The sequence below is a fragment of the Mediterranea massiliensis genome (assembly GCF_900128475.1).
Taxonomy (GTDB): domain Bacteria; phylum Bacteroidota; class Bacteroidia; order Bacteroidales; family Bacteroidaceae; genus Bacteroides; species Bacteroides massiliensis_E.
This window is the reverse complement of sequence record NZ_LT635839.1, coordinates 414,805-433,081: the sequence shown is the minus strand read 5'-3', so window position 1 is coordinate 433,081 and position 18,277 is coordinate 414,805. Positions and strand designations below refer to the sequence as shown.

Genomic DNA, 18,277 nt, shown 5'->3' with positions numbered 1-18,277 from the left:
GCATCAGGTTTGAGGTATCAGGCATGGCCGTCTGGCTTCAGTTCCCAATACCTTATAGCTAAGCCTAAAACCTATATACATTATGACCAAAGCAATTTTTCCAGGGACATTCGATCCCTTTACCGTGGGACACTACTCAGTAGTGAAACGCGCCCTGACATTTATCGACGAAATCGTCATCGGTATCGGCATCAATGACAACAAACACACCCATTTCCCCATTGCCGCCCGCGAGGCCATGATCAGCAAGCTATATAAGGACGAACCGCGCGTCAGCGTACAAGCCTATGACAGCCTGACCATCGACTTTGCCCGCCATGTGGGAGCGAACCTCATCATCCGAGGTATCCGCACGGTCAAAGACTTTGAATACGAAGAAACCATCGCCGACATCAACCGCAAGCTGACCGGCATCGAAACCATCCTCCTCTTCACCGAACCCGAACTCACCTGCGTCAGCTCCACCATCGTCCGCGAATTGATGGGATATGGAAAAGACGTCAGCATGTTCTTGCCCGAAGGCATGGACACCTCCAACGAATAAAAAACTGAAACGATATGAAAAAGATAAATCTTTTGCTCCTGTTTGCCCTATTGTATACGGCACAGGCCGCCGGGCAGAAACTGAATGACAGCCCCTTGCGCAAACTGCAGATGGCCGAATTTGCCATCAGCCGCCTATATGTGGATACGGTGAACGAAAACCGACTGGTGGAAAATGCCATCGTCGGCATGCTCGAACATCTCGACCCGCACTCCACCTACAACAATGCCGAAGAAGTGAAGAAGATGAACGAACCCTTACAAGGCAACTTCGAGGGTATCGGCATACAGTTCCAGATGATTGAAGACACGCTGCTCGTCATCCAGCCTGTCAGCGGAGGCCCTTCGGAAAAGGTAGGCATCCTGGCCGGAGACCGCATTACGGCCGTCAACGACAGCGCCATTGCCGGCGTAAAGATGGGTACCGAAGACATCATGAAACGGCTTCGGGGCCCCAAAGGCAGCCGAGTGAACCTGACCGTCGTTCGGCGGGGAGTCAGCGACCTGCTTCACTTCGACGTGACACGCGACAAAATTCCCCTCTACAGCCTCGACGCTTCGTACATGGCCGACAAACACATCGGCTACATCCGCATCAACCGCTTCGGAGCCACGACTGCCGAAGAATTTTCCAAAGCCCTGAAAGACCTGCAACAGCAAGGGATGAAGGACCTGATACTCGACCTGCAGGGCAACGGCGGCGGTTATCTGAATGCTGCCATCGACCTGGCCAATGAGTTCTTGGGACAAAAGGAACTCATCGTCTACACGGAAGGGCGCGCTTCCCGCCGGGCCGAATTCGCGGCCAAGGGCAACGGAGCCTTCCGCCAGGGAAGGCTGGTCGTGCTGGTAGACGAATACTCGGCTTCGGCCAGCGAGATTGTGACGGGAGCCATCCAGGACTGGGACCGCGGAGTGGTGGTAGGTCGGCGCACGTTCGGCAAAGGCTTGGTGCAGCGCCCCATCGACTTGCCTGACGGCTCCATGATCCGACTCACCATCGCCCGCTACTACACCCCATCGGGCCGATGCATCCAGAAGCCCTATAACGGCAAGGGAGAGGACATGCAGGAGGCTTATGCCAAGGACCTGCTCGACCGTTTCAACCACGGCGAACTGATGCACGCCGACAGCATCCACTTCCCCGACTCGCTGAAATATCGCACTCTCCGCCTGGGACGCACCGTCTATGGCGGCGGTGGCATCATGCCCGACTTCTTCGTCCCCATCGACACGACACTCTACACCGACTGGCACCGCCAGCTGGTGGCCAAAGGCATCATCATCAAGGCGACGACAGGCTACATCGAGAAGCACCGTGCCGAACTGAAGAAAGACTACAAGGACTTCAAGACCTTCAACGACAAGTTCCAGATAGACGATGCCTTTATGGCAGACATACGCTCGGCGGCAGACAAAGAGAAAAGAATGTTTGACGAAGCGCAATACGAACGTGCACTTCCCCTGATACGCACGCAACTCAAGGCTCTCATCGCCCGCGACCTGTGGGACATGAGCGAATACTATCAGGTGATGAACGCCACGAACGAAAGTGTGCAACAGGCTCTCAAGGTGCTGCGCGAAGACAAATACTTGTTTTAGCGGTGAGTGGTGAACGGTTAGCGACAAATACTAACCATTAACCATTAACCACTAACCGTTCACCGCTAACCACTCGCACCACTACCTTCCATCCCCGAACAGCCACTTGTTCAGCCAACGGTTCACATAGACATTGACGACGGCACAGCCTGCCCCGATAAAAGCTCCGGCCAGCACGTCCGACGGGTAGTGAACGCCCTCGTTCATGCGCGACACGCCCACCGAACAGGCCCACAGGGCTGAAGGGGCAATGACATACCACTTGGGATAGGTGATGCTCAAGGAGGTAGCCAGCGCGAAAGCCGTCGCCGTATGTCCCGAAGGGAAAGCCGGACTGTCCTCACGGCTGTAGGCATGCACGCGATCAGGCCAACGGTCGTAAGGCCGCTCCCTGCCCACCAGATACTTCATGCCATAGGTCACCACAAAGGCACCCGCCACGCTGGTACCCACGTATACCGCATCCTTCAGCAGGTCCTTGTCGTGCCTGATCCAGGCCGCCAGCGCCATGGCTACCGGTACGCCCACGGCCACGTAAGGCTCCGACTTCGATATTACCTTATTATAATTGCGGACGAATTTCCCGTCCCAACTGTTCACCCGATGCAGGAGGTCGACATCCCAGTTCTGCGCCCGCAGAGCCGGAGCACACAACAGGACCATCATCATTCCCCAAAAGAGTCTCTTCATAACCATATTCGTTTGGATTTCACCGCCAAAGATAAGGCAAATCTACCAAGTATACACAAAAATCCTTATAAAACCATCCGACGACCGTCGCCGTCCTCGCGAAGGGACGCAGACGAAACATCGTTCCCTTTCATCGAAAACATTGCTTTTTCCGACGCAAAACATTGCTTCTTTTGGCAGAAAACATTGCTTCTTCTGATGCAAAACATTGCCTTTCGTTCCGTGCCTCCAAGCCGGCTTCCGCCCGAAGCCTGCACGCACTGATTACGGAAATATTTCCTTAATCCCTTGCTTAATCAATGTTTTTCCTCTATTTTTGCAAGGAAATATCGTCCAACCATAACCCAAGGATATATTTGTAACTATTAAATAACTTAAATTCAATCATTTATGTGGTTAAGTAATTCATCTGTAGGAAGGAAAGTGGTGATGAGCGTTACCGGCATCGCCCTTATCCTGTTTCTGACGTTTCACATGGCGATGAACCTTGTTGCGCTTATCTCAGCCGAAGGCTACAACATGGTTTGTGAGTTCTTGGGAGCGAATTGGTATGCGGTAGTCGGTACACTGGGACTGGCTGCATTGTTCATCATTCACATCATCTATGCCTTCTGGCTGACCATGCAGAACCGCAAGGCACGCGGTAGCGAGCGCTACGCTGTAACGGAGCGTCGCAAAGAAGTGGAATGGGCTTCTCAGAACATGCTGGTGCTGGGTATCATTGTCATTGTAGGCTTGTGCCTGCACCTGGTACACTTCTGGTCCAAAATGATGCTGCCCGAATTGGCCGGCTGCGAGGACCTGAGCGTTATGGCATACGCTGCTGACGGTATTTACCACATCCAGAACACGTTCGGCAACATCGTCAACGTCGTTCTGTATCTCATCTGGCTGTTTGCCCTGTGGTTCCACCTGACTCACGGTTTCTGGAGCTCCATGCAGACATTGGGCTGGAACAACAAGACGTGGATCAACCGCTGGAAATGCATCTCCAACATCTACTCCACCATCGTTGTCATCTGCTTTGCCCTGGTAGTTGTGGTATTCTACATCAAATCGCTGATGTAAAAACGCAAAGCTCGCGAATTCGTAGACTGTAAATGACTAAATTGTAATTACATTATGACCAAGATAGATTCAAGAATACCGGAAGGACCGGTAGCTGAGAAATGGACAAACTATAAAGCCCATCAGAAATTAGTGAACCCCGCCAACAAGCGTCGTCTGGACATCATCGTGGTTGGTACAGGTCTGGCAGGTGCCAGCGCTGCCGCCTCGCTGGGCGAAATGGGTTTCAAAGTATTCAACTTCTGCATCCAGGACTCTCCCCGTCGCGCACACTCCATCGCCGCACAGGGTGGTATCAACGCTGCAAAGAACTATCAGAACGATGGTGACTCTGTATACCGTCTGTTCTACGATACCGTAAAGGGCGGTGACTACCGTGCCCGCGAAGCCAACGTTTACCGTCTGGCCGAGGTATCTAACAACATCATCGACCAGTGCGTGGCACAGGGTGTTCCTTTCGCTCGCGAATACGGCGGTACGCTGGCCAACCGTTCATTCGGTGGCGCACAGGTATCACGTACCTTCTATGCCAAAGGTCAGACAGGCCAGCAGCTGCTGCTGGGTGCCTACTCCGCACTGAGCCGCCAGGTAAATGCCGGCACCGTGAAACTCTATACCCGCTATGAGATGGAAGACATCGTCATCATCGACGGTCGTGCCCGCGGTATCATCGCCAAGAACCTGGTAACAGGCAAGCTGGAGCGCTTCGCCGCCCATGCCGTAGTTATCGCTACCGGCGGTTATGGAAACACGTACTTCCTCTCGACCAACGCCATGGCCTGCAACTGCTCGGCCGCAATGGCCTGCTACCGCAAGGGTGCCTGGTTTGCCAACCCGGCTTACGTACAGATCCACCCGACCTGTATCCCCGTACACGGCGACAAGCAGTCCAAGCTGACGCTGATGTCCGAATCTCTGCGTAACGATGGTCGTATCTGGGTCCCGAAGAAACTCGAAGACGCCAAGAAGCTGCAGGAAGGTACCCTGCAGGGCAAGGATATCCCCGAAGAAGACCGCGACTACTACTTGGAGCGCCGCTATCCGGCCTTCGGTAACCTGGTTCCGCGTGACGTGGCCAGCCGTGCCGCCAAGGAACGTTGCGACAAGGGCTACGGCGTGAACAACACCGGCCTGGCCGTGTTCCTCGACTTCTCCGAAGCCATCAACCGTCTGGGCAGAGATGTTGTAGCACAGCGCTATGGCAACCTGTTCGACATGTACGAGGAAATCACCGACGTCAATCCGTACGAGAACCCGATGATGATCTATCCGGCCATCCACTACACCATGGGCGGTATCTGGGTAGACTACGAACTGATGACCTCCATCAAGGGTCTGTTCGCTATCGGCGAATGCAACTTCTCCGACCACGGTGCCAACCGTCTGGGTGCTTCCGCCCTGATGCAGGGTCTGGCCGACGGTTACTTCGTATTGCCTTACACCATCCAGAACTATCTGGCCGACCAAATCACCGTTCCCCGCTTCTCTACCGACCTGCCTGAATTTGCAGAAGCCGAGAAGGCCGTTCAGGACAAGATTGACCACCTGATGAACATCAAGGGTAAGAAGTCCGTAGATTCCATCCACAAGGAACTGGGTCACATCATGTGGGAATACGTTGGTATGGGCCGTACAGCCGAAGGCTTGAAGACCGGTCTGGCCAAGCTGAAAGACATCCGCAAGGAGTTCGAAACCAACCTCTTCATCCCGGGCAGCAAGGAAGGCATGAACGTAGAGCTCGACAAGGCCATCCGTCTGAACGACTTCATCACGATGGGCGAACTCATCGCTTACGATGCACTGAACCGTAACGAATCGTGCGGTGGTCACTTCCGCGAAGAATATCAGACGGAAGAAGGCGAAGCCAAGCGCGACGACGAGAACTTCTTCTACGTGGCTTGCTGGGAATACCAGGGCAGCGATGACAAGGCTCCGGTATTGCTGAAAGAGCCGCTGGTTTACGAAGCCATCAAGGTACAGACTCGTAACTACAAGAGCTAATCGGGAATGTTGAACAATTAAAGAACTAACAAAAATGGATAAAAATATATCATTTACACTGAAGATATGGCGTCAGGCAGGCCCCAAGGCCAAAGGCGCTTTCGAAACCTATCAGATGAAAGACATTCCCGGTGATACTTCTTTCCTGGAAATGCTGGACATCCTGAACGAGCAACTGATTTCTGAAGGCAAGGAACCGGTTGTATTCGACCACGACTGCCGCGAAGGTATCTGCGGTATGTGCTCACTCTACATCAACGGACATCCGCACGGACCTGCACAGGGCGCAACGACCTGCCAGATCTACATGCGCCGCTTCAACGATGGCGATACCATCACTGTAGAACCCTGGCGTTCGGCTGGTTTCCCTGTCATCAAGGACTTGATGGTAGACCGTACGGCTTACGACAAGATCATGCAGGCCGGTGGTTACGTCAGCGTAAACACAGGTGCTCCGCAGGATGCCAATGCCATCCTCATCCCGAAGACTGTTGCCGACGAAGCTATGGACGCCGCCAGCTGCATCGGTTGCGGTGCCTGCGTAGCTGCATGTAAGAACGGTTCCGCCATGTTGTTCGTATCGGCCAAGGTTAGCCAGCTCAACCTGCTGCCCCAAGGCAAGCCCGAAGCACTGCGCCGCGCCAAGGCCATGCTGGCCAAGATGGATGAACTGGGCTTCGGTAACTGTACCAACACCCGTGCCTGCGAAGCCGAATGTCCGAAGAATGTCTCCATCAGCAACATCGCCCGCCTGAACCGCGACTTCATCCGCGCCAAGCTGAAAGACTGATCAGACTCCTTTCTACATTTGATTAATATCAACACGAACTCCTCTGTCGGAAACTTCCGGCAGGGGAGTTCTTTTTTTATCAATTCCATACGGTAAAATACCTGCACGCCGTCACCATCATCCTCCTGCAACACCCTTGCAGAGGATTTCAGCAATAAACATTTGATTTCCAACGGACATAAACCTATATTCCCTGACAAACCTCCACAACTGGAAGAAAAGCTGAACAAAAACGCCCGTTTAACAACTTGATATATATCAAGCGATATTACCAATGAATCCTCATTTTGTGTGCGCAAACAGCAAACAACAGGATTATTGTGTGCGCAAACAATAAACAATAGTGAAAGTTGTTTAAAATAGAGTGTAATTCTGACAATAAATTTGGCGGATAAACAGAAACCCCCTACATTTGTGCAGTGATTTTTTTCATAGTATTAGATTTAAGGTTAACAAAGGTTGGGCTCGGCGGAGCCCATTTTTTTTGCCCGTATGTCTCAACTCTCCCTGCTGTCCGTAAAAAAGCATCATTCTGAAACAAAATTCCAGTTTCTTTCCCAATTTACTCCTTTTCTTTGCACCGAAGAAAGTTTCAACCTACACCCGCTTGAGAAAGCAAATCATTACTAACCCAAAAACAACCGATTATGAAAAGAATTCTACCTTTATGCTACATCCTGCTCGCAGGAGCCTTCGCTCTGATGACATCCTGTACGGAAGACAACAACCCGCAATCCGACCCAATCCCGGAAAACATACCCGAAGCCGTCATTCTGGAATTCAACGCCAAATATCCCAACGCCACCAATGTTTCCTGGAGCACGCAGGACACATACGCCGTGGCCCATTTCTATCTGGCAAGCACACGTGCCAGCGGACACGAACCCAACAACACGGCATGGTTCAACATGAAAGGGCACTGGAACATGACGGAAACCGAAATCAGCTACCAGCAGCTGCCCGACGCCGTAAAAGCTGCCTTCGAAGCAAGTCCGTATGCAAGCTGGCAGATCGACAACGAAATAGACAAGCTCCAGCGGAACGACAACAACGAAACGCTGTATATCATTGAAGCAAGGCAGAGAGAGGGGAACGTGGAAACCGAAGTCGACCTGTACTACACGGAAGAAGGCATCCTCGTGAAAGAAATCATTGATGCGGAAACAGACAACGATTACCACGAATACCTGCCACAGCAGCCGGAAGGCGGCATACAGGCCTGGCTCAACCAGAACTTCCCCGACGCACGCATCGTGGACTATGACCACGAAAGCAACGGTACGGAGGTGGAAATCATTGCCGACGGACTGAAGCACGAAATTCTGTTCGACAACCAGCAGCAATGGGTCTACACCAAGACCGAATACGGCCGCAAAAGTCTGGACAAGATTCCGACCGACATCCTGAACCATCTGCGCACCTCTCCCTACTATGCCAGCGACAACGCCATCGACGACGTAACGAAATACACCACCCGCGACAATGGCGTCTACTATTGCTTCGAACTCGAAACAGGGTATGACGACGACAGAGAGGTCTATGTGAACGAAACCGGCATCATCGGCCGTCCCCAGAACGGAAACGGTGGAGGCAACGGCAGTGTACCCGTAGCGGACGACCTGCAAAGCTTCATCGACCAGAAATATCCCGGAGCTGTCATTCTGGAGAAAGATTACGACCACGGCTACCTGGAGATAACCCTCCTGCACGACGGCACGGAGAAGGAAGTCAAGTTCAACGGGCAAGACCAATGGGTCCGTACCGAATGGGAAGTGTATCAGTTGCCCGAAGCCGTAAAAAATGCGCTTGCCGCCCAAGGCTACACGCCGGACGACAGAGAATTCGACTACGTGGAAACGCCGGACAGCAGCTGGTATGAAGTGGAAGTGCGCAAAGGACGCGACGAACTGAAGCTGTACATCAGCCCCACAGGCGAAATCCTGCGCACGGAATACGACGACTGATCCTTCCATTTCGTCGGCTCCTCACGAAGTGCTTTGTGAGGGGCTGACGAAGCACTGCATGAGGGTGTCAGGAAGCACTGTGTCAGGAAGCCATCTCCCGACACTGGCCGACAGCATGCTTCATGCTTACGCCAACAGATGGTAAACACCTCCGACCAACGCCTTCACGACTCCCTTCATCTCCAGTTCGAAAAGGAGGGCACTCATGCGGTTGACAGGAATGTTGGCCTCCACCACCAGCGTGTTGATGTGCAGGTCATCGCGGCTCAATATCTTGACGACCCGCGCTTCTTCCTCCGTCAGTTCGGGGAAGAGAGTGCGCTGTACAGGGGTATTCTGGCGGCTCTCCGCAGTCCGCCCCCAGTTCATGGCTTTCACAAAATCGGCCGCATCGTTAATGAGTGCCGCCCTGTTGTCGCGTATCAACTGGTTGCAGCCTGTAGAATATTCGTCCGTCGCCCGGCCGGGCACGGCAAAGCAGTCGCGGTGATAGCCCTCGGCCAGCTCTGCCGTGATGAGCGAACCGCCTTTGGCTGCCGACTCCACCACAATGACGGCATCGCTCATGCCGGCCACAATGCGGTTGCGGCTCACGAAGTTGTGACGGTCGGGATTGGTCCCGGTCGGAAACTCCGTCAGCAGGCCGCCCTCGGCCAACATATCGACGGCTGTCTTCCGATGGACAGCAGGATAGATGCGGTCCAGCCCGTGGGCCAGCACGCCTACGGTAGAGAGGCCGTTGGACAGAGCGGCCCGATGGGCATGGACGTCGATGCCATAGGCCAGGCCGCTGACAACGAGTACATCGGTACACAGGCTGGAAAGGTCGCGGAGGAAGTCGGCACAGAAGCGTTTCCCATAGTCGGTGGCACGGCGGGTGCCCACCATGCTGACCACCCGCAGGCGATTCAAATCGGCATTTCCCTTGAAATACAAGACGACAGGGGCATCCTCACATTCACGCAGACGCGAGGGATAGCGTTCGTCGGCCAGCGTCAAGCACTCCACCCGGTTTTTCTCGGCCCACTCCAGTTCCTGCTCAGCCTGGAGGAAGGCGGAAGGATTGTCGAGTGCAGTCACAACAGAAGTATGGAACATATCAGGATAGCGCTCGGGCAGCTCCGTGCGGAGGCGGAACACCTCGGCCGCACTGCCCACGGTGTCCACCAGCCGCTTGGCACCAATGTGCCCGATGCCCGGACAAAGGGTCAGGGCAATGCTGCAAATTCGTTCGTCGGTATTCATGGTGTTCAGATGTAAGCGTGGGAAGAAAGGTTCAATCAGTTGCAGGTGTCAGATAGGGCGCAAAGACACGGTCGAACAGTTCACTCTCGCTCAGCCGCCCGTTTACCACACAGACAGCCTCGACCACGCCCTTCAACGACACCTTGCCGTCGCTCTTGCGGAAGATGTCCTGATAGAAGACGTACTTGATGCCTTCCTTCTTCATATAAAGCTTCGAAATGAACTCGTCGCCGCTCTTCAGCGGCGTCTTGAAGGCCATGCTGATGCGGGCCACTACAGGGTCGACACCCTGCTCGTGGAGGGCGGCGAAGCTGATGCCCACGGAAGTAAGGAACTCGTGGCGCGTATGTTCCAGGTAGTGCTGGTAGTTGGCGTTGTTCACAATGCCCTGCAGGTCGCACTCGTAGTCGCGCACCTTCATTTCCAGCTCGTAGATGTATTTTTCTGCCATATTATTAAATTTATTATCCTCGCTGATGTTCCACATCCAGCCCCTTGAACCGCTTCAGCTCCTCGAGGCTGACCAGCTTGTAGAGCTTGTCGCTGGGGCGTATCTTGACGGACTTCATGGAGAAGTGTTCACCTTTGTGGACGGTCTGGACAGGTTTCAAATCAACGCGCGCCTCCTCCAGCGTGACGTACTCGGCGCCGGTCGTGGGACCGGTGATGAGCAGCTTGTCGCCCACACTGACCTCGGCCGCCTCGACGAGGAACTCGGCCACACCGATGTTGGAGAAGTAGCGGATGCCCTTGCCCACGTATATCTTGCGCTCCGTGGCCGCCGAACCGTAGTTTTTCGTCCACTCACCCAGACGCTGGCCCAGGTAGTAGCCGTCCCAGAAGCCGCGGTTGAAGACCGTAGCCAGGCGGCGGTTCCACTCTTCTATCTTCTCGTCCGTAAAGGTATTGTCCAGGTAGGCGCGGATGGCTTCCTTGTAGCACTCCACCACGGTGCGCACATACTCAGGGCCGCGCGCACGGCCTTCTATCTTGAACACCCGCACGCCCGCATCCATCATCTTGTTCATGAAGTGGATGGTCTTCAAGTCCTTGGGCGACATGATGTACTGGTTGTCAATCTCCAGCTCGGCGTCGGTCTCCTTGTCGCGCACGATGTAGGAGCGGCGGCACACCTGCATGCAGGCACCACGATTGGCCGAATTGTTCATCTGGTGGAGCGACAGGTAACACTTGCCGCTGACGGCCATGCACAGGGCGCCGTGGCAGAACATCTCGATGCGGATACGTTGGCCAGACGGGCCGCAGATATTCTCTTCGCAGATGTGGCGGTAGATTTCGGCCACCTGGTCCAGGTTGAGTTCGCGCGCCAGCACCACCACGTCGGCAAACTGGGCGTAGAAGCGCAGGGCCTCCACGTTGCTGATGTTGAGCTGCGTGCTGAGGTGCACCTCCTGCCCTATCTCGCGGGCATAGGTCATCACGGCCACGTCGGCGGCAATGATGGCCGAGATGCCGGCCTCCTTGGCGGCACGCACGATGGTACGCATCAGGGGGATGTCCTGGTCGTAGATGATGGTATTCACGGTGAGGTAGCTCTTCATGCCATGCTCGTCGCACGTGCGGGCTATCTCGCGCAGGTCGTCGATGGTGAACGTATTGGCCGAACGGGCACGCATGTTCAGGTTCTCGATGCCGAAGTAGATGGAGTTCGCTCCGGCCTGTATGGCGGCGGCCAGCGACTCGCGCGAGCCGACGGGGGCCATTATCTCAAAGTCTTTCAGTTCCATGTCTTTTTATCAGTTATGTGGCAAAGGTAGATATTTTTCCGTACTTTTGCAGCCTAAACGCAACAGAATATGAAAATAGCCAACATAGACCTGGGTCCGCGCCCCGTGCTCCTCGCCCCGATGGAGGACGTCACCGACCCCGCCTTCCGCCTGATGTGCAAGCGCTTCGGCGCCGACATGGTATATACCGAGTTCGTTTCGGCCGATGCCCTGATACGTTCCGTCAGCAAGACGGAGCAGAAGCTCAACATCAGCGACGAGGAGCGCCCCGTGGCCATCCAGATATACGGACGCGACACGGCCACGATGGTCGAAGCCGCCAAGATTGTGGAACAGGCACGCCCTGACATCCTCGACATCAACTTCGGCTGCCCCGTGAAGCGCGTGGCGGGCAAGGGAGCCGGAGCGGGCATGCTCCGGAACATCCCGCTGATGCTGGAGATCACCCGCGCCGTGGTCGATGCGGTGAAGATACCCGTTACCGTGAAGACCCGCCTCGGCTGGGATGCCGAGCACAAGATTATCGTCACCCTGGCCGAGCAGTTGCAGGACTGCGGCATCAGCGCCCTGACCATCCACGGCCGTACCCGCGCACAGATGTACACGGGCGAGGCCGACTGGACCCTCATCGGCGAGGTGAAACGGAACCCGCGCATACACATCCCCATCATCGGCAACGGCGACGTCACCACCCCGCAACGTGCCTTCGAGTGCTTCGAGCGCTACGGTGTGGACGCCATCATGATAGGCCGTGCCAGCTTCGGGCGGCCATGGATATTCAAGGAAGTGAAGCACTACCTGGAGACGGGCGAACCGCTGCCCCCGCTCACGCCCGAATGGTGCATGGGCGTGCTCCGCCAGGAGGTGGAAGACAGCGTCAACCTGCTGGACGAACGCCGCGGCATCCTCCACGTGCGCCGCCACCTGGCCGCCAGCCCCCTGTTCAAGGGTCTGCCCAACTTCCGCGACACACGCATCGCCATGCTCCGCGCCGAGACGAAGGAAGAGCTCTATGCCATCTTCGACGAGATAGGGCGGAAGTTCTTCGGCCTCTGAGCCAAGCCGCCCGCTGAAAAGGTCGTATCTTTTGCCCCAGAAAAAGCAATGTTTTCCTGCAAAGAAAGCAATGTTTTGAGGCAAAAGATACGACCTTTTTTGATGGAAGAAAGCCGGTGCCCGAAGAAGGGAAGGCCGGCAAGGGAAGATGCCGTCAGCGAAACAAAGGCTGCGCAAACCAGCGCTTGAACATCCACGTGGTGAGCACATACAGCCCGAAAGCCGTGATGAAGCCCGCAATGGCATCGATGAGATAGTGTGCCTGGATATAGACCGTGGCACAACAGAGCAGTACATAGAAAGGCATAAGGCAGGCAAAAAGCCAGCGGCTACCACGCCAGGCCATAATCATCAGGATGGTAGAGATACCTACGTGCGACGAGGGAAAGGCGGCCGTAGGACGCTCGCCCACCTGTTGTGAACTCTCCACCAGATTATAGAAGAAACCATGCTCGTAGCCCGGCCCCGGCAACAGCTCCTGATTGTGGTTGAAGTAATCGCCGATGGATGGAAATACACCGTTCAGAACATTCTCCATGCCGATAGCCGGAAAATAGAACTGAGGTCCTGCCACGGGCACGAAGATATAGACGAAGTAATAGAGGAAGAAGGAGGAGATGATGACAAAAGAAATCTTCTCCAGCAGGTCGAAGCGGCGGATGAAGTACCACAGCACGATGACCAGCATCATGGGATAGTAGAAAAAGTAACCCATGTTGAGCGGCTCGCTCACCCACATGTAGGGCAGACGCTCGGCAAACCAAATGGCAGGCTGCCCGCCAAAGAGCCACTGCTCGGCCGAAGCAAATATATGATCCAGATTGGGGAAGAGGCGGTTGAACTCGTACGTGTCGGGATACCAATAGGACAGGAGTGACATTTGAATCACCACGCGTACGAAAGCAGAGAACTTGCAGGGCGCCAGGCGGTAGAGGTACATCAGCAAGAAAGTCATACCCGCTATCAGCACACGATCTCCCAGCATGTGCAAGGGATGGTCCATCCGCTGATACAGGAACAGTATCAGTATCGACGTGAGCAGGTTGTAGATGAGCGACACCTTCTCTATCGCAAACAGCCCCTTGCGGGTATCTACCATCTTGAATATATCTAAAGCCATCCTTCTTTCTTGTACCAGGCAATGGTCTCCGTCACGCCGCGGTCCAGGTCGTAGGCGGGCCGGTAGCCCAGCTCGCGGACGGCGGGCGCGATGTCGCACTGCCAGTTGCGTTGTTTCATTATATTATACTTGTCGCCGTTGAGCGTGCTGGTCGTCTTGCGCAAGGCAGCCCACCGTTCGGCCAGCAAAGATACGACTTTTAATAGAAACAACGGACACTTGATGCGAATAATCAGCGGATTACCCAGTTCGCGGCAAATCAGGTCGGAAAAAGTGCGGCTGGCATACACCTGCCCGTCCGACAGGAAGTAGGCACGCCCCGACACTTCGCGCTCGATGCCGAGGAAGACGGCCTGCACCACGTCCTTCACATACACGAAAGTCAGGTCCTGCCGCCGGTAGCCCACCGACAGATCCACGTGCCGTTTGATGGACTCGGCCATGAGATAGTAGTCGCGTTCGCGCGGCCCGTAGACGCCCGTGGGGCGGTAGATGACGCAAGGAAAGCCGTCCAGTCCCAACAGATAGCGTTCGGCCTTCAGCTTGCTCCGCCCGTAGGCCGTATTCGGTTGCGGCGTGTCGCTCTCGCGGATGGGCTCGTAGGTATCTTCGTGAACAGGGCCGAACACGCTCAGCGTGCTGATGAAGGCAAACTGGCGGGGCGTCATGCCGAGGCTGCGCAAGGTCTCGACCAGCGTCCGCGTCTGGCCGTAGTTCACGCGGTCGAAGTCGGCAGGGTCGATGCACTTGGTGACGCCTGCGCAATGCACCACATAGTCGAACGCTCCATGAGCTTCCCGATGGGCCTTGAGCTGCTCGCACAGGCGGTCGGCATGCGCAAAGTCCAGCTCCAGGAAGTGCAGCCCCGGCTCCTGCAGATACTTGCGGCTGCTCGACGCGCGGACGCCCGCCCACGTGTCCATGCCGCGGTGCAAGGCCTCTTCCACCAGAAAGCTACCGATGAAGCCGCTGGCTCCTGTTATCAGAATGGTCTGTTTCATCCTCTGTCTTTTATGATGGTTATTTCTCCGGCTCCACGTGTATGTTGATGTAGGTCCGGCTGCCGAACTCGCCCTTCAGACGGTTCTCGATGGCGGTAGCCGTGCGATGAGCCTCCTCCAGCGTGATTTTGCCGTTCATGCGGATATGTACCTCGATGGCGTAGCTGCTGCCTATCCGCCGTGTACGCAGGTGATGGGGCGAAGTGACGCCGGGGAAGGACAGGATTTCCTGCTTGATTTTCTCCTCCACTTCGGCCGGAAGCGACTTCTCGAGCAGCTCCTCGACACAGGGTATCAGCAGCTGGATGGCCACCTTCATGATAAAGAAGCTGACCACTACCGCCGCCAGCGGGTCCAGTATGAGCCAGTGCTCGCCCAGCAGGATGGCGCCGCCGATGCCGATGGCCGTACCGATGGACGAAAGTGCGTCGCTCCGATGGTGCCAGGCGTTGGCCACCACGGCCTGCGAGTTCAGCCGGCGTCCCTTGAAGACGGTATATTGGTAAAGCAGTTCCTTGAAGACGATGGAAACCAGCGCCGCCCACAGGGCCAGCATGCCGGGTTCCTTCAGTTCACCCCCCTGCCAGAAGTGCCAGATGGATGTGGCTCCGTTCCACAGGATGCCGAAGCCCACGAACAGCAGTATCAGGCCGATAATGGCCGTTGCCAGCGTTTCATACTTGCCATGCCCGTAGTCGTGTCCCTCGTCTTCGGGCTTGGACGAGATGCGTACGAATACAATGACGATGATGTCCGTCACAAAGTCGGACAACGAATGGACGGCATCGGCCAGCATGGCGGCACTGTGCCCCAGGATACCCGCCACAAACTTGAACACAAGCAGCAGCAGATTGACCACGCTGCCCACAAGGGTCACCCGATAGATGCCGGCCTCGCGGGCCGCCTCTTCGGACTTTTCTTTTCTTTCTTTCATCTTACAAATTTATTTCTGAAAGGAGAAGCAAAGATACGACAAATCTGTTATCACTCTCCTTTTGGCCTGCAAATTCTGCACAAAGACAAGAATTTAGAAACAGTCTGAACTACCGAATGCAAAAGTTTGTTATCTTTGCAAGGGTTCATCCCACCAAACCTGATAAAACAATCTACCATTATGGGAAAGAAAAAAGAAAAGAAAGAAAAGAAGGCCGGCAAACGCATGACCAAGAAAGAGCTTGTCAAGGCCGTGCTCGACTTCTTCCACCAGAAGCAGGGCGAAGTACTACCGCTGAAATACATCTTCGAACAGCTGCACCTGACCACCCATCCGCTGAAAATGCTTTGTATGGACGTCCTTCACGAGTTGCAGGACGACGACTACATCAACGAAACGGAAAAGAACAAATACAAACTCAACCTCCACGGTGTGGAGATGACGGGTATCTTCCAGCGCAAGAGCAACGGCAAGAACTCCTTCATCCCCGACGGCGGAGGCGACCCCATCTTCATTGCCGAACGCAACTCGGCCCACGCCATGGCCGGCGACCGCGTGAAGATAGCCTTCTATGCCAAACGCCGCGGACGCAGTGCCGAAGGTGAGGTCATCGAAATACTGGAGCGGGCCAACGACACCTTTGTGGGCACGCTCGAAGTGACCAAGTCGTATGCCTTCCTCGTCACCGAAAACCGCACGCTGGCCAACGACATCTTCATCCCCAAAGACAAGCTGAAAGGCGGCAAGAGCGGCGACAAGGCCGTGGTGAAGGTCATCGAATGGCCCGACAAGGCCAAGAACCCCATCGGACAGGTTATCGACATCCTGGGCCGTGCGGGCGACAACACCACCGAGATGCACGCCATCCTGGCCGAATACGGCCTGCCCTACAGCTACCCGACAGCCGTGGAGAAGGCCGCCGAACGCATCCCCGACGAGATTCCCGCCGAAGAGATAGCCCGCCGCGAGGACTTCCGCTCCGTCACGACCTTCACCATCGACCCCAAGGACGCCAAGGACTTCGACGACGCCCTCTCCATCCGCCGCCTGAAGGACGGCTTGTGGGAAGTGGGCGTACACATTGCCGACGTGACCCACTACGTCAAGGAAGGCAGCCTCATCGACAAGGAGGCCGAGAAGCGCGCCACGTCGGTCTACCTCGTGGACCGCACCATCCCCATGCTGCCCGAACGCCTCTGCAACTACATCTGCTCCCTCCGCCCCGACGAGGAGAAACTGGCCTACTCTGTCGTCTTCCAGATGAACGACAAGGCCGAGGTGAAGGATGCCCGCGTAGTGCACACCGTCATCAAGAGCGACCGCCGCTTCACCTACGAAGAGGCCCAGCAGATTATCGAAACGGGCGAAGGCGACTACAAGGAAGAAGTGCTCCAGCTGGACCGCCTGGCCAAGCAGCTGCGCGAACGCCGCTTCGCCGCCGGAGCCATCAACTTCGACCGCTACGAAGTGAAGTTCGAGATAGACGAGAAGGGCAAACCCATCAGTGTTTATTTCAAGGTATCGAAGGACGCCAACAAGCTGGTCGAGGAATTCATGCTGCTGGCCAACCGCACCGTGGCCGAGAAGATAGGCCGCGTGCCCAAGGGCAAGAAGGCCAAGGTATTCCCCTACCGCATCCACGACCTGCCCGACCCCGAGAAGCTCGACACGCTGGCCCAGTTCATCGCCCGCTTCGGCTACAAGCTTCGTACCACGGGCACGAAGGCCGACGTATCAAAGTCCATCAACCACCTGCTGGACGACATCCAGGGCAAGAAGGAGGAAAACCTCATCGAAACCGTCTCCATCCGCGCCATGCAGAAGGCACGCTACTCCGTGCACAACATCGGCCACTACGGTCTGGCCTTCGACTACTACACGCACTTCACTTCGCCCATCCGCCGCTATCCCGACATGATGGTACACCGCCTGCTTACCAAATATCTGGACGAGCACGGCCGCAGCGTCAGCGAGAAGAAGTACGAAGCCCTGTGCGAGCACTCCAGCGCCATGGAGCAGCTGGCTGCCAGCGCCGAACGCGCCAGTGTGAAGTACAAGCAGGTGGAATTTATGACCGAACGCCTCGGCCAGGTGTACGACGGCGTCATCTCGGGCGTCACCGAATGGGGCCTCTATGTGGAGCTGAACGAGAACAAGTGCGAGGGCATGATACCCATCCGCGACCTGGACGACGATTACTACGAGTTCGACGAAAAGAACTACTGCCTGCGCGGCCGCCGCAAGAACCGCACCTACAGCCTGGGCGACCCCATCACGGTGCGTGTAGCTCGTGCCAACCTCGAAAAGAAGCAACTGGACTTTGCCCTCGAAGCATAAGGAGATGCCACCGCGCCAAGGCGGGCGAAGCTGTATCCCCTATAAGGAAACGGTCGTTACCATTGAAGGGAACGACCGTTACCATTTAAAGGGAACGCCTGTTTCCTTCAAGGGGAACGGGCGTTTCCTACCATAAGAAACAGGCGTTTCCTGTGCGGGGAACTGGAGTTCCACCGCA

At 55.6% G+C, this 18,277-nt stretch carries 15 protein-coding genes; 8 read left to right on the top strand and 7 right to left on the bottom strand.

What is annotated here, in order from left to right; genetic code table 11:
* The first annotated feature begins 82 nt into the window (after positions 1-82).
* Positions 83-544, top strand: a complete 462-nt coding sequence (gene coaD, locus BQ7483_RS15285) for a pantetheine-phosphate adenylyltransferase (RefSeq protein ID WP_072546485.1) — start codon at positions 83-85, stop codon at positions 542-544.
* A 14-nt stretch (positions 545-558) separates the two neighbouring features.
* On the top strand, positions 559-2,145 hold the full coding sequence (locus BQ7483_RS15280) for a S41 family peptidase (protein ID WP_072546484.1): 1,587 nt from the start codon (positions 559-561) through the stop codon (positions 2,143-2,145).
* 81 nt (positions 2,146-2,226) lie between these two features.
* Here BQ7483_RS15280 and BQ7483_RS15275 read toward each other — a convergent pair whose 3' ends face one another.
* A complete protein-coding gene (locus tag BQ7483_RS15275; protein ID WP_072546483.1) occupies positions 2,227-2,835 on the bottom strand; it encodes a phosphatase PAP2 family protein in 609 nt (202 codons plus the stop codon).
* A gap of 390 nt (positions 2,836-3,225) precedes the next feature.
* On the opposite strand from BQ7483_RS15275, the gene BQ7483_RS15270 reads away from it, so the two are divergent.
* The 4 genes from BQ7483_RS15270 to BQ7483_RS15255 all read left to right on the top strand — a co-directional run bounded on the left by BQ7483_RS15270 (position 3,226) and on the right by BQ7483_RS15255 (position 8,658).
* The gene (locus BQ7483_RS15270; protein WP_072546482.1) at positions 3,226-3,903 is read left to right on the top strand and encodes a succinate dehydrogenase/fumarate reductase cytochrome b subunit; all 678 of its coding nucleotides are present in this window, start codon (positions 3,226-3,228) and stop codon (positions 3,901-3,903) included.
* A gap of 54 nt (positions 3,904-3,957) precedes the next feature.
* Positions 3,958-5,904 carry a fumarate reductase/succinate dehydrogenase flavoprotein subunit gene (locus tag BQ7483_RS15265; RefSeq protein WP_072546481.1) on the top strand — a complete coding sequence of 649 codons (1,947 nt, stop codon included), beginning with the start codon at positions 3,958-3,960 and terminating at the stop codon, positions 5,902-5,904.
* A 34-nt stretch (positions 5,905-5,938) separates the two neighbouring features.
* Positions 5,939-6,694, top strand: a complete 756-nt coding sequence (locus BQ7483_RS15260; protein WP_022021831.1) for a succinate dehydrogenase/fumarate reductase iron-sulfur subunit — start codon at positions 5,939-5,941, stop codon at positions 6,692-6,694.
* Positions 6,695-7,341: 647 nt separating this feature from the next.
* The gene (locus BQ7483_RS15255; RefSeq protein ID WP_072546480.1) at positions 7,342-8,658 is read left to right on the top strand and encodes a PepSY-like domain-containing protein; all 1,317 of its coding nucleotides are present in this window, start codon (positions 7,342-7,344) and stop codon (positions 8,656-8,658) included.
* Positions 8,659-8,784: 126 nt separating this feature from the next.
* Here BQ7483_RS15255 and dprA read toward each other — a convergent pair whose 3' ends face one another.
* From dprA to BQ7483_RS15240, 3 genes are read right to left on the bottom strand one after another with little or no spacing between them, the layout of a single operon-like run.
* On the bottom strand, positions 8,785-9,903 hold the full coding sequence (gene dprA, locus BQ7483_RS15250; protein ID WP_072546479.1) for a DNA-processing protein DprA: 1,119 nt from the start codon (positions 9,901-9,903) through the stop codon (positions 8,785-8,787).
* Positions 9,904-9,934: 31 nt separating this feature from the next.
* Positions 9,935-10,354 (bottom strand): acyl-CoA thioesterase, encoded by a 420-nt coding sequence (locus BQ7483_RS15245; protein ID WP_022021828.1) that lies wholly within the window; start codon positions 10,352-10,354, stop codon positions 9,935-9,937.
* A 13-nt stretch (positions 10,355-10,367) separates the two neighbouring features.
* Entirely contained in the window at positions 10,368-11,651 is a 1,284-nt protein-coding gene (locus BQ7483_RS15240; protein ID WP_072546478.1) for a peptidase U32 family protein, read from the bottom strand.
* 69 nt (positions 11,652-11,720) lie between these two features.
* Between BQ7483_RS15240 and dusB the strand changes: the two genes are divergently transcribed.
* Positions 11,721-12,707, top strand: a complete 987-nt coding sequence (gene dusB, locus BQ7483_RS15235) for a tRNA dihydrouridine synthase DusB (protein ID WP_072546477.1) — start codon at positions 11,721-11,723, stop codon at positions 12,705-12,707.
* A gap of 154 nt (positions 12,708-12,861) precedes the next feature.
* On the opposite strand, the gene BQ7483_RS15230 is transcribed toward dusB, so the two are convergent.
* From BQ7483_RS15230 to BQ7483_RS15220, 3 genes are read right to left on the bottom strand one after another with little or no spacing between them, the layout of a single operon-like run.
* Positions 12,862-13,827 (bottom strand): phosphatase PAP2 family protein, encoded by a 966-nt coding sequence (locus BQ7483_RS15230; protein WP_072546476.1) that lies wholly within the window; start codon positions 13,825-13,827, stop codon positions 12,862-12,864.
* Positions 13,818-14,828, bottom strand: a complete 1,011-nt coding sequence (locus BQ7483_RS15225; protein ID WP_072546475.1) for an NAD-dependent epimerase/dehydratase family protein — start codon at positions 14,826-14,828, stop codon at positions 13,818-13,820. The genes BQ7483_RS15230 and BQ7483_RS15225 overlap by 10 nt, the downstream gene beginning before the upstream one ends.
* Before the next feature lie 19 nt (positions 14,829-14,847).
* Entirely contained in the window at positions 14,848-15,762 is a 915-nt protein-coding gene (locus tag BQ7483_RS15220; RefSeq protein ID WP_072546474.1) for a cation diffusion facilitator family transporter, read from the bottom strand.
* Positions 15,763-15,942: 180 nt separating this feature from the next.
* On the opposite strand from BQ7483_RS15220, the gene rnr reads away from it, so the two are divergent.
* On the top strand, positions 15,943-18,099 hold the full coding sequence (gene rnr / locus BQ7483_RS15215) for a ribonuclease R (RefSeq protein ID WP_072546473.1): 2,157 nt from the start codon (positions 15,943-15,945) through the stop codon (positions 18,097-18,099).
* Positions 18,100-18,277: the final 178 nt, after the last annotated feature.